Here is a 16,868-nt window from a genome sequence, read left to right on the forward strand (position 1 = left end):
AATGATCAGTTCACTTAAGGGCCAAGGCTGCATTTTCACCGTAAGTGCTACTGATAACGTCTGCTAACTGCTCATACATTTCAAGTACCAGCTCATAACGGCTGCTTTTGGACTTCCCTTTTTCTTTCGCATTAAGCCAATCGTCCATGGCCTTTAAGAGCGCCTCATCGTTTTCTCGCGATGGTTTTTTCTTATCATGCTGTTTAAAGGCCTCATCCAATACCTCGGTCTCTTTGGTCTTAAACCAGGAGGCAGCTTCGCTGCCTGCAGTCCAATGTTTAAGAAAATACCCTGTTTCCTTAAGCATCTCACGATTTAATACAGCAATTTCCCTGTCGTCAACCTTAATCTCTTTCAAGCATTCAAAAACATGGGTGCGCAAGCTTTCAACCTGGTAATAACGGGACGTGGCCGTATTTTCTTTCAGTATCAGCCAGCGCTCCGCTTCTCGAAACAGGGTAAGCAGGGTGTCTTTTTGTTCGAGAAGAGTCTCCCTCGAGCCGTCCGCCTTTTTAAGAAGATGGATCAGTTCTTTCGTCAGTGGCGTTGGAGAGCCCGAGATTTTTTTATCATGGCGTTGCCACCAGGCAAACAGTGTTTCGTTCTTATGCCATTCCATCCCCCGGCGTGTGAGTCGATTAGGATGCAATTTATCGGTATAACGATAAACCATCTCCTTTTTTAAACCAAAAAAGCGTTGCATTTCACTGGCTACAGGAAAATAAGTCGGGGGCTCTTTGTCATACAGGCTGTACGTCTGGCGGGCTTTTTCCTCTTTTTCTTTAACACGGCCTTCTTTAACCAAACGCGGCTGTTGTGCATCAGGACTATGATTGGAGTCCAGGTATTTGGCTACTTGCCAGTGCAGGTGCTCATCACCGTCAGGGGCGTTAACGCGTGTCTGGTGATGACTGTCACGAGGGATAACTATCAAATCGCGGTGCGCTTTGCGAGGTAATCTGGGGAGAATCTGGGAAAAAAATCCTCGGTGAAGACCACTGGTATCCTTAGACAGAGCTTCTGCTTCAATTTTTTCTTCAGTTAGCGATTTAAAATGATTAGTTTGGATAGAATATTTTTTTTCTTTTGTCGGGTGAATATCAAGAAAGTCCAGCATGTAACCCGTGTTGTAGTTCTCATTAAAATCAACTTTTTTGGCTTTTCCCTGGGAGTCTACGTAGTAAAGAGCTGCATTCGAGCTAAAATTTTTGCTTACTTCACCCTGATCGTTGGTTGTTTCGGTGGTGGTGTAAACGGGATTACCCACCAGGAGGTAGGTGTTTTTGTAGGCGCTTAGCGAGGCAGGCATGCGTTTTTTAACCTGCAAATTGACAGTGAGCAATTCGCCTGTGTAAGCCCCTAAAATGACGCTGACATTACGGAGATTGGGTAGGTCGCTGCAATCTGCAATGCTTCGTGCATTGGTTAAAGGACCTTGATACGCATTGCCCGAAACAGGCTGATTGGCGACAATATCGACAGGAACAGGTGTTTTGGAGTGAGGAGCCAGTTCATGCAACGCCCTGGCCGTCTCAAAACAAGTGACAGCCCCGCGGCTATAGCCGCATAACGTGATGCTTTCAATTTTTTCACCTACATTGGCAGCATCAATGTCCGTGCAGTCAAGACGAATACCAAGGCTCTTTAAAATCTTGTTTTCAGGTGTATCCTCAGGATCTTCTTTTTGCGGATCGCGGGTTTTCCCTACCTTTAATTTGAAATCATTTCCGTCACGCTCAATTAAAGTGGATACAAAGCGATTGGCAAAACCTTTTAAATTGGGAAATAGGGCACTGTTGCAGACTTCGGGTTCATCACACCCTTTAACCAAAATGGTTCGAACGCCAGCTTCTTTGTTAACATAATCATACTGATCAGGAAAGCCATTACCAGAATCGCCCGTACCACAAAAATAAATGACCAAATGCATTATTTTATCCCATTTTGTGTTTATTTAATTTTATATGAAAATTATTAATTCAATATTAAATGGGAGAAAGGAGACAACAGGATCGTATCGCGGGTTTAGATAACCGCTGAACAGGCCCGGTGGCAGCGGCTTCTGAGCATTGCCAGGCAATGAGGAGCGCTTATTGAATGCCTGTTAACAGAGGAAGGTGATCGGCGCCAGTTTGTTGTAAATGCTGACTCATCCGCTGAAATAATGCACTGGCAAGCAAGGCTTTGCCCGGGGCTTGCAAATCCGGCAATTGAGTGGAGGTCAAACGATCGGCCATCGCCACCAGAAATGATTCATTGACTTTTAGCTCCTGTAAAAACAAAGCCAGATGCTTGGCAAAGGCTAAGAAATGAGAGGCCAAAGAGGGGGAATGACCATAAAGGTGTTCTAGTGCAGCTACGATGGTTTTGCTGGAATAAGGAATGAGTGAATCAATCACCGGTTGAAACGATTGGCTCGGCTGCCTGAAAAAACCGGTGATCAATTGATGGATGGGTAATTTGTTTCGGGTTGTGAGAGTATAAAGCTTTCTGCTGTGTAAATCCCTGACTGTGGCGGTGTTGGCGTCGTCCATTAATTTTTCATTGCTGATCAGTTCCAGGCATTGATGAAAACGTTGAAAAAGTGTTAGGAAAATCTGTTGAATCTCTTGGGAAAAAACCGCGTGGCCCGCGGCCTTAAGGCAAAGTTCGGCTAACTTGTTTAACAGGGATTTTCGCTGCTTACGTTTCTCTTTGACCGCATTCCTTAAGTCATTCTGAGGATGGACAATCATGTCCGTGGATAGTGGTTCATGGCCGGGCGCTGATTTTTTCCCTTTTGCTTGTAAAATCAAACGATCGGTTTCAGGGATGATTTGAATCAATTGGCCAAAGTCAATGGCGGCTTTCGTTAAAACCAGTGCCGATTTAGATAAAAGAAACAGGGTTATAAACAGAAAAAAAGTCAGGCAGTAAACAAAGAGAGGATTCTGGCAAAAAGCAGGCAATCCCCTTGGTTTAAAACCTTCGGGAAATGTATTCAAATGATCCCTGAATCTGGAGAGGGTTTTGTAATCTGTGAAGTCGATGTATCGCTGAGCGAAGCGATCGGCAATGAGTTTGAAGGGAATTTTCTGATGCAACAGGCTGTTTGCCGCTAAAATCATGTGGGCTGCTCCTCCGCACATTCCATAGAGCACCACCCGTTGCTTCCTTTCCACAAAATAATGAGCAAAGGCGACCACATCTTCAGCTAACTCCTGGGGATGAGCCGCGAATTTGTTGGAACGGCTGGAGTAATTGCGATGGTTGATGATAACCAGTTGCGTATCAAAAAGCGCCTGAAACGCATAAAAACTGGTGTTCAGGTAACTATGCTCCGCTTGAAAGTGCCCAATCAGTGCCAGAACCACTGTTTTGTTACTTTTGTTTTTCTCTTTAACAGAAAGTCCTTCAAGAACAGTGCCATCTCGCGTTTGAATGAAGAATTTTTCTACTGAATGGGTTTTAGTCAGGCCTGCTGCCATGGGGAAAAAAACGACTGATCAAAATTAGCGGTAATCAGTTTATTCATCGCAATGCCCATATTGAATGGATTGACTTTAGTAATCGAGGTCACATCATTGGCAGCCTGGGTAACCAATGGCCCTGGTTGCGGCTGGGATAACGAAAGCTCAGCCAGACAGGCTTTTTGAGTGTGCTTAAGAATTTTGCGATCGGAGGAAGAGGGGCAGGATTGGTGATTGATGGTTTGAACTAACTGAATAAACGCAGTCAGGATGGTGCGGGGTTCCTGCACTATCAAGAGAAAATGACCGTTATAGTAGTCAAGCATCCCAAACAGGGTGTTTTTCAGCACTCTAAACGCCGCGGAGTGTCTGTCTAACAAACTCATTTGTTTATCCAGTATCAGAATGCAAAAATAAACCGCATCAATGCATTGTTGACATTCCGTTGTTAACCGGGGCTTATGAACCATTTCGCGAGAAATGTTGGAGCCTAGCCAAAAGGCCAAGACCCATTTGAAAAACAGGTTTTTCTCATTTTCCGAGGGATGAGCTAATTCTTTAATGAGCGTGTTTCTGTTGGTGAAATTGCTCAAGGCCTGTACGAGCCTTTTTTTTGAAATCAGCATAACGGTTACGGCATGGGAGAAAGCAGCGATTATAATCTGTTTTTTTTGAATAGTTGAAGGGTAAAGGGTGAGTTGAAGTCATTCAGGGTGTTATAGTCCTATGCTATTACAACCTAAACTGCCCACTCATAGGATATTAACTCATTATCAAAATAAGTGAATTAGTTTTGCGAAGAAAAGAATTTAAAACCAGTGAGTTTGTCTTCCCAGCTCCGAGTAAAACTGGTGGAACCCAGAAAAGCGATGTTAAAAGTGGCTGAATTATCTGGAGTTACTTTCACGGTTCATAATTTAAGACGCACGTTTGCTACTACTGCTGAGAGTCTTGATCTACCAGCGTATGCCTTAAAGCGTCTACTCAACCATAAAATGACTCATGATGTAACCGCTGGGTATATTATGCGGGATGTTGAGCGACTACGAAAACCGATGCAACGAATATCGGATTATTTGATTCGACAGATGTCAGGAAGTTTAGAAACCGTTGATGAAGTAGTTTAACGGAATAAGGGATTTAGCTGGCGTTCACTATTCAAAAACAGTAAACACCTAAATCGATTGTTACTCAGACTCTTGAAAAAGCCTGTCAGCACCTATCAAGGGAATAATTCGATATAACACCTCTTCCATTACTAGAGGTTCGGCTTCAATAATAAACTTTGCTTTGCGATCGTTCCAAGAGAGTGTCTGGATCAAACTGGCAGCGACAACTGAGGGTTCATCGAGATTATCGATTGGAACTTCTGTGGTACCTCCGCGAATACTGGTGCTTATCGGACAGCAAATAATCAATCCAGTTGCCCGATTGTATTCTTTAGAAGATAAGACCAACGCAGGGCGATATTTACCAATTTCTTTCCCTTTTGTTGGTTCAAAATCCAGCCAAATAATGTCGTTTCGTTCAGGTATGTATGATTTAGCCATTATTGCTCAATCTCGTTAGGTGCAAGCGTGGCAAGTAAATCTGCATGGGCAGTCTGAGCTGATAAACCTTTTAGAAGATCTGATTCTTTGAAGGGAAAGTTTTTTCTCTTCTTGGATTTGGTAACTGTAAAACCTGTTTCAGTGACTTCAATTTCCACCTCAGTTCCTTCTTTAAGATGAGGTATCTCACGCATGGCACCGCCTATGCGGAGGGCCAAACCGTTACCCCATTTTTGAATTTTTGCATGTAATGTCATATTGGCACCTAATGTATCTACATTGTATCTATATGATAGTATATACCATGTATCAACATTTATCCAAGCAATTTGAGGCATCAGGCAAGTCAAAACATCTGAGTTTGTCTTTCCTGCGCCTAGTAAAACAAATAGTTAATAATAAACCCGAGAAATCCAATAGCAAAACCCGAATTATCCAATGCAATAACCCGAATTATCCAAGATGATATTCCGACTGTTTCATATGATAGTCTTAGGGTTGAGCTTTATATCAGAATAAATTTTATTAGAATTAGGTGGGACATCAGGGACAAGTGGGACAATCACATAAACGCTAGGTTTAGATGCCCCATTACAGCAAAATTCAATTGGGACACATGGGACAAATCCTGTCACAATTTTTTTTCATTATCATTTACTCTCATTTAATATCAATCAGATCTCAAGCCCTGAAAGCGCTTGACACCCTTTTAAATTACACGCAATACTTCTCACGAGCTCCAGGCTTTTACAGGTTAACGGTACTGTAGCGGCTTCCGTTTGGGGTAACCCACAATCCTATTGCCGATTATGGCGCAGTACCACAAATGGGCTTGAAGGCTTGGCTGCTTTACATAACGATGGGCTATTAATTCTTGATGAATTAAGTCTTCTAGAAGCCAATGAAGCGGGAGAAGCAGCTTATTTGTTGGCTAATGGTCAAGGAAAAACCCGAGCATCTCGGCCTGGAACAGTTAAACCATCTTCGCGCTGGTCATTATTCTTTTTGTCTGCTGGGGAAGAATCTTTAGTCTCTCTGATGGCTAGAGCCGGACAGAAAACCAATGCTGGTCAGGAGATTCGATTGATCTCCTCCCTGAAAATAGATCCACCCTAAACTGGAGAAATCTGGCAAAATATCAACAAGCAAAAAAGGTATAAGCCATCATGAAAAGAAGCAAATTTACAGAAGAACAAATTCTGTTTGGGTTGAAGCAGGCGGAACTGGGAACGAGTGTTTCAGAGGTATGCCGAAAGCTGGGAATAAGCGAGGCGACATTTTACATATGGAAGAAAAAATATGGTGGGCTTGGTGCATCGGAACTCAGGAAACTTCGTCAGCTGGAAGATGAAAACAAGCGTCTTAAGCAGTTGGTTGCTGACCTAAGTCTTGATAAGCAGATGTTGCAGGATGTTCTGTCAAAAAAGCTTTAAAGCCACGGAAAAAGCGAGCGTTGGCATTAGCCCTTCAGGACAGTTACCGGATAAGCATCCGCAGAAGTTGTGACGTTCTAATGTTAAGCCGTAGTGTATATCAGTACCGTTCATGTCGTGGCGAAGATACAGCAGTAAGACACCGTATACGTGAGATAGCCCACACACGGGTACGTTATGGTTATCAACGCATTCATGTTTTATTAAGGCGGGAAGGATGGGTTATTAATCACAAAAAAGTTCACCGCATTTATTGTGAGGAAGGTCTTAATCTTCGCAGAAAGCGTCCGCGCCGTCATGTTGCTGGTGCGCACAGAGAAGAACGATTAATGGCGTCCACTTTAAACGAATGCTGGAGCATGGACTTTGTTTCTGACAATCTGTTTAATGGGAGGAGAATACGGGCTTTAACTATAGTCGATAATTTTAGTCGGGAATGCATGGCTATTCATGTAGGGCCGACTATTCGGGGTGAGGAAGTTGTGAATGTTCTTGAGGAGCTCAGAGTCCTTGATAACAGGCTACCAAAAAGCATCCGGATTGATAATGGCCCTGAGTTTATTTCAAAGATATTAGACAAATGGGCTTATCAGAATAATGTAACTTTGGATTTCTCAAGGCCCGGAAAACCAACAGATAACGCGTTTATTGAGTCATTTAATGGCAGTTTTAGGGATGAATGCCTGAACAGCCACTGGTTTCTTTCTCTGGAAGATGCTAAAAGAAAAATTGAGGAATGGCGTCAAGATTACAACGATTTTCGGCCCCATTCCTCCCTGAACAATTTGACCCCAAATCAGTTTAGGCAGAAAATCTCGGATGTCAATTTTTTCTAGTTTTTGACGGCTCTGTTTTTGGGAGAGGATCACGATTGGCTGATATTGAGGCCGATGCGGGCTTAAACATGGGGATATTTGAAACAACTCATAATCAGCAGCTATGAAAAGAATTCAGCTTCATTTAAATCAGGAGCTAAAATAGATTTTTGTTTGATTAATTAGACTATTTTCTATCTGTCCATAAGTGAGGTAATTGGGAAAGACCCATTATTGTTCTCTAATAACTGGAGAAAAATCTACATTGTCTACAAGATATTATTGAATTGGGTAACCACCACGTAAGTCGTTGATTGACATGGTGGCCAGAGGCGGAATCGAACCACCGACACGAGGATTTTCAATCCTCTGCTCTACCGACTGAGCTATCTGGCCCCAAGAGGTTGCTATTAAACTCCGAGAACGATTCAGAGTCAAGTACTGAATTATGATTTTTTCGTTAAAAATTGATTTTGATAGGCAATGGCGATTTGTGCGCCTAAAATTGCATTGTTTTTTATCAATTCGATGTTGGCATTCAGGCTTCGGCCGGCGGTCAAATCACTGATGCGCTGCAGCAGATAAGGGGTAATTGCTTTTCCTTGAATGTGTTGTGCTTCGCGATGCGCCTGCTCAATGATGGGTGTAATATCCGAATCAGGAATTTCAGCGTGTTTGGGAATGGGGTTGGCGACAACAATGCCGTTACGGATATTTAAGCGGCGCTGGTAATGCATCATGTCGGCAATGTCTTCCGGATTGTCTAAGCGGTGAACCAGGGGAATGCCGCTGGAGTGGCTGTAGAAGGCAGGAAATTCGTTGGTCTGGTAGCCGACCACGGCCACGCCGTGCGTTTCCAGCATTTCCAGGGTTTTCGGCAAATCAAGAATGGATTTAGCGCCTGAGCAGACGACGGTCATCGGCGTGGATGACAATTCGATGATGTCGGCAGAAATGTCAAAACTGTTCTGTACTTCCTGATGAACCCCGCCTATACCGCCGGTGGCGAAAAGGGGAAGGCCGGCTAAATAAGCGCAGTACATGGTCGCAGCGACAGTCGTACTGGCGGTGAGTTTTTGGCTTAGCACATAGGCTAAATCACGGCGTGATGCTTTCAAGACACCGTTAGCCTGAGCCAGCCTGTCCATGATTTCCTCATCGATGCCAATGTGAATTTTTCCCTGATGCAGGGCGATAGTCGCCGGAATGGCGCCCTCTTCACGAACGAGCTGCTCCACCAGATGGGCGGTAGCGAGATTATCGGGGTAGGGCATGCCATGCGAAATGATGGTGGATTCGAGGACGACGACGGGTTGTCGATGTGCAATGGCAGAAAATACTTCACTGTGAACATTCCGCAACTCATGAAACATACATCACCTACTCTTCAGGAACAAATCCGGCCGGTTTGGCAGAGCCGTCGCCAAAAAAATAATTCGACATTTCTTTGGTGAGGAATTCGCGCGCCTTGGGGTCAATCAGGCTTAAACGGTATTCATTAATGAGCATGGTTTGATGAGAAAGCCACATGCTCCAGGCTTGTTTTGACACATGATGGTAGATTTTTTCGCCGAGCTCGCCGGGGAAAGGAGGCGCATCCAGGCCTTCGGCCTCTTGATTTAATTTTGAACAAAAAACGTGTCTGGGCATCGTATACCTGCAAATAACAACAAAAGGAGCCCAAATTATGCTGGATTGTGACAGACTCAGCAATGCAATGCTTTAATTTTAATCCGCACGGCATCGCACCTGGGCCAGCATGATGTGCTGAGACAGCAACTGCTCCTGCTCATTCGTTAATGTTTCAAATTGCACGGCGGTTCTGTACATGCTCTCACCTAAAAACTGGCTGTAAACCACGGTGGCATCCAGGATGATGGGTACCATTTTCGGTTTGGTATAAATCACTATTTTTAAACGGGTTTTTTCCTTGATTCGATCTTTCGCTTTAAACGCCATACCGCCCAAGCTGATGTTGACCTTGCGCAAGTGTATTTTTTCACCAATTAACAGGTGGTGTGCCAAATGGTCTATTTTGGCGTTGATAAGATTCAGGTAATGGGCCATGGTTGGGTCTTTCAAAGCGATTTCCTGAGTGAGCTCGGACAACTCGTAGTCAAGGCTTTGAAAATATTGGGTCGTTTCCACGTAACGCTGGCCATTCTGCCCCAATAGCTCATCGGTGATTGATTTATCTGAAAAAAAACCGCCTGGCTGCAGGATTTTGTAATCAAAATAAATCTGATCATCAATGCGAAAGTGCTGTCGTCGTTCATGTACAGGCATAATCACTCCTCAAGTCCCTTTTGAAAGTGCTGTTACAGTTATTTCACCTCTACGCTGATGGTAGTCGGTGATATTTCCTGTTTCTCTACTTCCTCCTCTCTATTAGTATTAGCCATAGACACGGATTTTTCTAATTTTTCTTGCTGTTGCTTCAGTTGTTGCTGTTGAATGGTGAGGGGATCAATGTCATCGAGGCGTTCATCTTTTGATTGATTGCCTTTGGCTACAGGGCCTAAGACCGCTTTCAAGGGCATTCTGAAAGCGTTCATCGTCTCTGCGCCCGCTTTTGCGACCTTGGCGCTGGCATCAATGGCCGAATGATGATCGGTTGCCCGTTGATACTCGGTAATGCAGTCCTGAAGGAACTTTTTAAATTCCGGTGAATTCCATTTTTTAGTTTCAATGGCTGTCTCCATGACGCGATTGAAGGTGTTTATCTGATCCAATTTTAATGCAGCACTGAAGGCCTCATCCAGATTGTCGGGTAATTCCTGAGCGGGAATTATGCGGCGCAATTGCTGCTGGATATCAAATTGAAATTTCTTGCGCACATGCATGGCAAACCCTTTGTCTTTGGCTGTATTGATGAATTCAAGCAGTTCAGCATCGACGGTATTAATGGCCTTTAGTTTACTTTGGACACTGGGCTCCTTTTCTCCGGTTTGAGCCATGAATTGTTTATACTCTTGCATCAGGGAAATGATGCGTGTGCGATGCCCCTCGCCATAGGCATTGCCAATGGCCTGCAAGTTACCCAGATGAAGGTAGTCTGTATTTAAAAGCCCCTCGAGATGCGTTTCCGGGTAAAGCATGGTTTCCTGAAGCGCCGCCAGCTCTTTCACCGAGATGGTCATGTGCGTGAGTTCAAACTCATTGCGGTGAGGGATAATGGTTAAAGAAGGCGCCCCGTGCCGTTTGATAAAACTAACCATTTGCGGTGGAATGATGGAGGAAAAAGCCAAAAGCACCTTGCCGTCATTTTGACTCTGCCCGGGAAGAAATTTCATGTAAGTAAGCTGGATTTCATTGCGGTAAGTCCAGGGATTGCGATAGGGTCGTCCTTCGTCATTAAATAAGACTGGATTATTGAGCAATTTTTCGAGGATAAGGCCCTTGGCCATGCCGTTATAACTGATTTTTTCGGCGCCCGGGAAGGTTTCCGGGATTTTGTCTATCCGGCTTTTGACGCTTTGTCTGATAAGCTCGGCATCTTTTTGAAGCGCGGCCACCTGCTTGATTTCACTTTTTATTTCTTTTGCCTCACTGGAAGTGGCATTGTCCAGCGATTTTTTCAGCTTCTCAATGTGGGCGGCGTGACGGCTGATGGTTAAATCAAGATAAGCCAGCATGCGATTCTCATTCCTCATCACCGTCAGCAGGCTATTGAATTTTTCATGGAATGCCGAGTCTTCAATCAAGGTTCGGTTGCGACCCTGGCCATGACGGGTATGTTTGACTAAAAATTCATTGGGCTGAAGGCTTAAACGGCTATCCAGTTTCAGTTTATCGCCCGGCATGACCACCATATCAAACATGAACAGGCTTCTACTGTTGCGCAAGGCTTTGTTTTGTTTGTAACCGCCGACAAAATCCGGATCACTGCAAAGGTAGAATACGCCAATGCCTTTACCAAAATCGTGAATGAATACATTGGATTGTAAACCTGAACCCACGGGATCAATCGTGGCATAATGTTCATAGGTCTGGGAGCCGGTCAATCCCGCTTTGAACACTTTACCGTGGGCGAAATCTTTCAGCAGGCGAATGTCATCGAAGGGGACAAACAGCGCCGGTTTTCCATTGTACATCACCATGGAGGATTGTGTGGTATCCAGTCCGCACAGGCGGGAAAAATTGAGTGCCAGGGCTTCGCGCTGGACTTCTTCAATTTTACCGTGCTTGGGCAATTTTAAAATGGCTTGCGTGCTGAGCTTGTAATCGTTACGATGGTCCAGGTAATCCTGCACGGCAGTCGGAGCCTTTGTTGCGAGGCTGGTTAACTGGCTTGTGACTTTCGACAGACTAACCAGCGATACTTTTTCAGTGACTCCGCCGGCTGATTCAGCCAACTCGCAATAGTTTAAAGCAGGGCCGTTTTCATTAGGAATTTGAATGATTTTCAATTGATTAATTTTGTACAAATCTTCCAACAGGATCAATTGCGTACGGAACTTTTCAAGATTGTCCTTGTCGTTTAATGATTCAGCCACCCTTATATTATTCTTAATAATTTCAATACTTTTTTGGACGGTTGCGGTGTTTTTTGAGTCAAATTTTTCAAATTCAGGGTATGTTTTCAGTAGCTTGTCCAGTACATTACGCGCGTTGTCAATCAGGGGATCCAGCATTTGCTGAGCCCCGGGATTGGATTTCGTCACACGCTGGTAATAGTCAGGTTGCGGTAGCTGACTGATTGCCTGGCGATCGGTGGCGGATCGCATGGCAGGGTAATCCACTTTTTCAATCGTGGGCGGGCTGCCGGCGCGAAGTTCCAAACCGCTTTTAAGCACATGGGTTAACAATTGCCATTGATTGATGTCCTGATCTAAGGTTGCAAAATGAATCACAGGGTCAAAATCAGCCAATTGGTCAAGACTGTTGCCCAGCTTACCAAACAGGGGCATCGTTTTAATCGCCTCGTCCGAAAGTGCCTTATCCAGTGGGGGGGGCACTGTTTTCCGTGAGAAAACGTTTCAGGATGGCAATTTTGCTTTGCTCTGACAGGGGCATACTGTTCTCAGGTAGAATAAAGAAGGATTATTGTAAATATGGGTTATTATTTGCTATTTAATTGCCCTTCATGGGAAAAATATGTGCAAAGAATGTTAATTTGTAGTTAAATTAGAGTATATTTGCGGGCTTTAAGCATTGAGGTATTCATGACGGATGACAATTCCCCTTCCATTGATGATTTGCTGCACGAGAAAGCGTTTGAGGCAGTAATTGCCCTGCTATCGTCGTGGAGCGCCAGCAAACTGGCAGAGTTTTGCATGAAATCGCCTGATCTTTATGACATTCTGAAATCGAATGCGTTTGATGAGTTTTGGAAAGAGCGACGCCAGACAATCAGTAAATATGCCTTTAAAGCTCAGCATGGGGTCTGTGATGCCGATTTGACGGTGGGGCATACGCTTTATCTGCTGGCTCAACGTGAGAAAGCGCAAGGAAATCTGCAGCGTTATCAGGAGTATTTGAGTCAGGCGTTAAATTGTCACTCCATTCATGCCGCTCAAAGCTGGGTTCATGAAATTGTTATCGCCGCCGATAAGCCAGACCTGAATTTTATACAGACATTTGCCGCCATACTCTACAGCCGGGAAAGTCTGGCGAAGCGGCATGGGACCCCCGGTTATCTGTTGTTGGCCAATGGTTATTTTCATTTGCTGCACGCCCTGACCCAAATCAACAGGGAAGCGTCCCCCAATGAATGGAAAACGCAATACGAAGGCAGTCTCTTTTCATTATGGAAGTCGCTTTTCCTGGCAAGGCAGGCTGAAAAGCAATCAACCGAGGCCATTCATAATGCCTATTATGGTTGTGGCCTTAAGAACAGTAATCCCTTTTCCCTGGAAACGATTGATGCCATGCTGGAAAAATGCGATGAATTGCATGATTATCCAGCATTGCGTGAGCGGGCCAGGCATGCCGCGGTGCTCGCCGGCAAGCCGGAAAACGCATTGACTCTTTGGGCGTCTGCTCAGGCCAAGGTTGAGCAACCGTGCAAGCAGGATGTTTTTAAATCCCCCAAAATGTAGTGCTGCATGGCCTGAGCGCATCAGGCCATGCGGATTAAGGCCCCATGCATTCTGCTTTGCTCTCAGACGCCACTTCCATGGTGTCTAAGGTTTTTACTGGCGTAAAAAATTGAGGCCCGGGCTGTTTACCTTTGGATGAGGGCGTAAAACGATAATGACTGGAATCCCGGATAAAATTGTACAGGTGTTTTAAAAAATTAAGGTGGGTATGGTAACCGAGAACCTCCTGCAACGAGGGTTTGGTGGACGCGGGTACTTCGGGACACAGCGCATGCAGCTGCTGGTTGGCGTATTCCTTGTTAATTCTGCCCCATTCTTTGAAAATAAGGTCGGCATGCTTTAAAGTAAAATTTTTGAAAAAGGGGTTGTTCTTACTGGCATGAAGAAACAGATTGCCGATTAAAAACAACGATAAAACCCGCGTTTCCTTGTAGTTGGAGGGGTGGGCCGACATGACGGTGGGGAGCAGTAACTTCAAAGGCATGACCACGGTATCAATATTGGCAGCCACAAAAAAAAGATTCCAACTGGTGTATAGATCCCGCCATTGCGGATGAACATGGAACTGGGATACCAGCTTTTTTGAGTTATCGATTTTTAAGTCGGGGATTAATTCATAACGGCCGTCGTCTTTTCGATGGGTGCCTTCCGGCAATAGCGTGCTGAAGTAATCGCATTGATTCATGTACTGTTGCTGTTCCATGATTTGGATGAGACCAATCCCGGATTCTGCATTGTCAATTCCGCCATTGTCTTTGGCATGGCCGGTTGCGTCTTCCCAGGCCGCCTCAAGGATATTTAATCCCATCACCGGGACTGTTTTTCCTGATAACGCCTTCGGTTCTGCTGTTTCGATCCAGGAATTGGTACCGGACAGGCCGTTCTCCCTGATAAACTGATCCAGGGCTTCCTGGGTTTCTTTCTCCTCACCCATGGAGCGGTGAAAGAGGACGGTCAGCATCACCGGTTTAATGGAAACCATTTTCAATCGCTCAAACATGGTCGCGTTATAGGGTACGCCAAAAATAAAGTCAGCGAGGGGGTTTCCGGGAAATCGATTGCCGCTCAATTTAACTAAATGAGCATAGACATCTTTGGCAAAGCGTTTGCTGTTGGCCATGGTGACTAACATGGCTTCGAAAAGAAACAGCAGGTTCAGTTGCAATTCGAGTTTGGATGCTATCGAATCCAGGTCGGCATCTGTAATCAACCCCTTCTCTTCAATAAAGGCCAGGAGTTGACAAAGAGGCTCATTATTGATGAGGGCATTTTTAAGGTACTGAGTAAGCTTGGTTAAGTCGCTTTTCTCTGAGAGCACTTTGACGATAAATTCGGCGAATTCTATGTCTTTCGTATCCAGATCATCCAGTTTTAACTCGGTTAAAATCTTGTTAATCAGAAAGGGGTCGGATTTTTGAGGTAGAATTTTTTCTATTTTGGCTAAAAAATTTTCTGCACTTTTTTTCATGTTGTTTCTTCCTGTTCGTTGGATGCGGATTCATTTAACCCTATTTTTCTTAAGGAAATGTTAACAGGGCAGCAGGCCGGGATGAATAAACGCAGGATTTGTGCAATGCGAGCTATATCTTGCGGCGCTTTTTCACTACAATAGATTTTTATCAAAAAAAAACCATCCATGTTCAAACCATTGGCATTTTATATCGGGTTGCGATATACCCGGGCAAAAAAGAGAAATCATTTTGTGTCGTTTATTTCGTTAAGCTCCATGCTTGGAATTGCCCTGGGGGTGATGGTTTTAATCACGGTTTTATCGGTGATGAATGGGTTTGATGAAGAAATCCATAAACGTTTTTTTGGTATGGCCCCTGAGATTACCGTCAGCGGGCTCGATGGCAAAATCAGTAACTGGCAGGCCCTCGATAAAAAACTGATGACTTTCCCGGATGTAAAAGCGGTGGCCCCTTACGTTGGTGCTCAGGGCCTGTTGACGCATGACGGCCAGGTTCTTCCCATTGTATTAACCGGGGTATTGCCTGAAAAAGAACAGGCAGTGACCCACCTTAAGGAAAAAATGCTGGCAGGGGAGCTCGCTGATTTAAAGCATTTTGGTTTAATCCTTGGGCGGGGGCTTGCGGACAGTCTGGGCTTGATGATTGGCGATAAGGTAACCATCATGATTCCTCAGGCGACGGTGACGCCCGCGGGAATGATTCCCCGTTTTAAACGCTTTACGGTAGTCGGGGTTTTTTCGGCCGGAACTGGATTTAATTTCGATACCAAGCTCGCCTTCATTAACCTTGGCGATGCCCAGAAATTGCTGCAATTGGGCGACCAGGTCAGCGGCGTGAAAATGAAAATCAAGGAAATTTATAAGGCACCGGAATTATCTCATGAAATCAGCAAGAGGCTGGGTGATGGCTATGAAGTAGGCAATTGGACTGAGCAATTTGGCCCCTTTTTCCAGGCCGTCAAGATGGAAAAAACCATGATGTTTCTCATCCTGCTGCTCATCATCGCCGTGGCTGCGTTTAATCTGGTCTCGTCCCTGGTCATGGTGGTCAATGACAAGCAGGCAGAAATCGCCATCTTACGAACCATTGGCGCTACGCCATCGATGATCCTTAAAATTTTTATCGTCCAGGGCTTGATGGTCGGGGTTGTCGGCACCTTGCTGGGACTTATCGGGGGTATTATTTTAGCCAGTAATGCCACAGCCATTGTGAATCACCTGCAATCACTTTTCCATGTTCAGGTCTTGTCGTCCAGTATTTATTTTGTCGATTACCTTCCTTCAAAAATCATGTGGGTCGATCTGGTGCAGATTTGCGGTTTGGCGTTATTAATGAGCTTTATCGCCACCATTTACCCGGCCTGGCGTGCGTCCAGAACCGTTATTGCGGAGGCTTTGCATTATGAGTGAAACCATTTTTTCCTGTGAGCGCCTCAGCAAATCCTACCATGACGGGACGTCCGTTGTTCCTGTGCTTAACGGCATTGATTTTGCAGTGCAAGCCGGTGATCGAATTGCCGTTGTGGGGCCATCGGGATCGGGGAAGAGCACCCTGTTGCACCTTCTCGGTGGTCTCGATAAACCCAGTGAAGGACAGGTACGCATGCAGGGAGTCGATTGGCAGTCCCTGACTGAAAAAAAGCGTTGCCAGCTTCGCAATCAGAAATTGGGCTTTGTCTACCAGTTTCATCATTTACTGCCTGAATTTTCCGCCCTTGAAAACGTGGCCATGCCCCTTTTACTGGGCGATCAATCGATAACGGACGCCCGTGAGCAGGCGTTATTAATGCTTGACAAGGTGGGGCTGGCTCACCGGGTGACGCATAAGCCTGCGCAGCTGTCTGGCGGCGAACGGCAGCGTGTGGCCATTGCCCGTGCTTTGGTGCACCAGCCCCAGTGCGTGCTCGCGGATGAACCCACGGGCAATCTGGATCATGCCACGGCCGTGAAAATTTTTGAGCTGATGCTTAAGCTCAATGAGCAGTTTAATACCGCCCTGGTTATCGTCACGCATGATAAGCAGTTGGCTGAGCGAATGGATAAACGCTATGCCATTCAGGATGGTCGTTTATTTTCATAAATGGAGAAATGAATGTGTAAAGGTGACAA

Annotated in this window: 15 protein-coding genes, 1 tRNA gene and 2 pseudogenes; 6 read left to right on the forward strand and 12 right to left on the reverse strand. The window is 45.1% G+C overall.

Features of this window, described 5'->3' with window-relative positions:
* Positions 1-10 precede the first annotated feature (10 nt).
* The 3 genes from GH742_RS05270 to GH742_RS05280 all read right to left on the reverse strand — a co-directional run bounded on the left by GH742_RS05270 (position 11) and on the right by GH742_RS05280 (position 4,075).
* A complete protein-coding gene (locus tag GH742_RS05270) occupies positions 11-1,930 on the reverse strand; it encodes a hypothetical protein (protein ID WP_203456411.1) in 1,920 nt (639 codons plus the stop codon).
* A 160-nt stretch (positions 1,931-2,090) separates the two neighbouring features.
* Positions 2,091-3,467, reverse strand: a complete 1,377-nt coding sequence (locus GH742_RS05275; RefSeq protein ID WP_203456412.1) for a hypothetical protein — start codon at positions 3,465-3,467, stop codon at positions 2,091-2,093.
* Positions 3,452-4,075 carry a hypothetical protein gene (locus GH742_RS05280; RefSeq protein WP_203456413.1) on the reverse strand — a complete coding sequence of 208 codons (624 nt, stop codon included), beginning with the start codon at positions 4,073-4,075 and terminating at the stop codon, positions 3,452-3,454. The genes GH742_RS05275 and GH742_RS05280 overlap by 16 nt, the downstream gene beginning before the upstream one ends.
* Positions 4,076-4,233: 158 nt before the next feature.
* On the opposite strand from GH742_RS05280, the pseudogene GH742_RS05285 reads away from it, so the two are divergent.
* Positions 4,234-4,576: pseudogene (locus tag GH742_RS05285) on the forward strand (integrase); the annotation flags it as partial.
* A 60-nt stretch (positions 4,577-4,636) separates the two neighbouring features.
* Here the strand turns inward: GH742_RS05285 and GH742_RS05290 are convergent.
* Complete coding sequence (locus GH742_RS05290; RefSeq protein WP_203456414.1) at positions 4,637-4,999, reverse strand: type II toxin-antitoxin system PemK/MazF family toxin; 363 nt, start codon at positions 4,997-4,999, stop codon at positions 4,637-4,639.
* A complete protein-coding gene (locus tag GH742_RS05295; protein WP_203456415.1) occupies positions 4,999-5,256 on the reverse strand; it encodes a hypothetical protein in 258 nt (85 codons plus the stop codon). The genes GH742_RS05290 and GH742_RS05295 overlap by 1 nt, the downstream gene beginning before the upstream one ends.
* Before the next feature lie 505 nt (positions 5,257-5,761).
* On the opposite strand from GH742_RS05295, the pseudogene GH742_RS05300 reads away from it, so the two are divergent.
* Positions 5,762-6,085: pseudogene (locus tag GH742_RS05300) on the forward strand (DUF927 domain-containing protein); the annotation flags it as partial.
* 80 nt (positions 6,086-6,165) lie between these two features.
* Positions 6,166-7,268, forward strand: a protein-coding gene (locus tag GH742_RS05305; protein ID WP_203454544.1) for an IS3 family transposase whose coding sequence is annotated in 2 segments (ribosomal slippage) — positions 6,166-6,418 and positions 6,418-7,268 — 1,104 coding nt in all. Because the reading frame shifts where the segments join, the coding sequence is not laid out codon by codon here.
* Positions 7,269-7,567: 299 nt separating this feature from the next.
* Here GH742_RS05305 and GH742_RS05310 read toward each other — a convergent pair.
* From GH742_RS05310 to GH742_RS05330, 5 genes are all read right to left on the reverse strand, one after another.
* Positions 7,568-7,643, reverse strand: a tRNA-Phe gene (locus GH742_RS05310).
* Positions 7,644-7,693: 50 nt separating this feature from the next.
* Positions 7,694-8,620, reverse strand: a complete 927-nt coding sequence (locus tag GH742_RS05315; RefSeq protein ID WP_203456416.1) for a pseudouridine-5'-phosphate glycosidase — start codon at positions 8,618-8,620, stop codon at positions 7,694-7,696.
* A 7-nt stretch (positions 8,621-8,627) separates the two neighbouring features.
* A complete protein-coding gene (locus tag GH742_RS05320) occupies positions 8,628-8,897 on the reverse strand; it encodes an oxidative damage protection protein (protein WP_203456417.1) in 270 nt (89 codons plus the stop codon).
* A 78-nt stretch (positions 8,898-8,975) separates the two neighbouring features.
* Entirely contained in the window at positions 8,976-9,533 is a 558-nt protein-coding gene (locus GH742_RS05325) for a PilZ domain-containing protein (RefSeq protein WP_058525448.1), read from the reverse strand.
* 38 nt (positions 9,534-9,571) lie between these two features.
* Positions 9,572-12,205, reverse strand: coding sequence for a hypothetical protein (locus tag GH742_RS05330; protein WP_203456418.1), 2,634 nt, complete (start codon positions 12,203-12,205; stop codon positions 9,572-9,574).
* A gap of 207 nt (positions 12,206-12,412) precedes the next feature.
* Here GH742_RS05330 and GH742_RS05335 point away from each other — a divergent pair, with 207 nt between their 5' ends.
* Complete coding sequence (locus GH742_RS05335) at positions 12,413-13,288, forward strand: DUF5630 domain-containing protein (protein WP_203456419.1); 876 nt, start codon at positions 12,413-12,415, stop codon at positions 13,286-13,288.
* Positions 13,289-13,322: 34 nt separating this feature from the next.
* Here GH742_RS05335 and GH742_RS05340 read toward each other — a convergent pair whose 3' ends face one another.
* Entirely contained in the window at positions 13,323-14,756 is a 1,434-nt protein-coding gene (locus GH742_RS05340; RefSeq protein WP_203456420.1) for a symporter, read from the reverse strand.
* On the reverse strand, positions 14,753-14,926 hold the full coding sequence (locus tag GH742_RS05345) for a hypothetical protein (RefSeq protein ID WP_203456421.1): 174 nt from the start codon (positions 14,924-14,926) through the stop codon (positions 14,753-14,755). Before GH742_RS05345 ends, GH742_RS05340 begins: the two co-directional genes overlap by 4 nt.
* Between GH742_RS05345 and GH742_RS05350 the strand changes: the two genes are divergently transcribed.
* Both GH742_RS05350 and lolD read left to right on the forward strand, forming a co-directional pair.
* Positions 14,925-16,169 carry a lipoprotein-releasing ABC transporter permease subunit gene (locus tag GH742_RS05350; protein WP_203456422.1) on the forward strand — a complete coding sequence of 415 codons (1,245 nt, stop codon included), beginning with the start codon at positions 14,925-14,927 and terminating at the stop codon, positions 16,167-16,169. The genes GH742_RS05345 and GH742_RS05350 overlap by 2 nt on opposite strands.
* Positions 16,162-16,839 carry a lipoprotein-releasing ABC transporter ATP-binding protein LolD gene (gene lolD, locus GH742_RS05355; RefSeq protein WP_203456423.1) on the forward strand — a complete coding sequence of 226 codons (678 nt, stop codon included), beginning with the start codon at positions 16,162-16,164 and terminating at the stop codon, positions 16,837-16,839. The genes GH742_RS05350 and lolD overlap by 8 nt, the downstream gene beginning before the upstream one ends.
* The last annotated feature ends 29 nt before the right edge of the window (positions 16,840-16,868 follow it).

Origin of the sequence: Legionella sp. MW5194 (genome assembly GCF_016864235.1) — a bacterium.
In the GTDB taxonomy this organism is placed as follows: domain Bacteria; phylum Pseudomonadota; class Gammaproteobacteria; order Legionellales; family Legionellaceae; genus Legionella_C.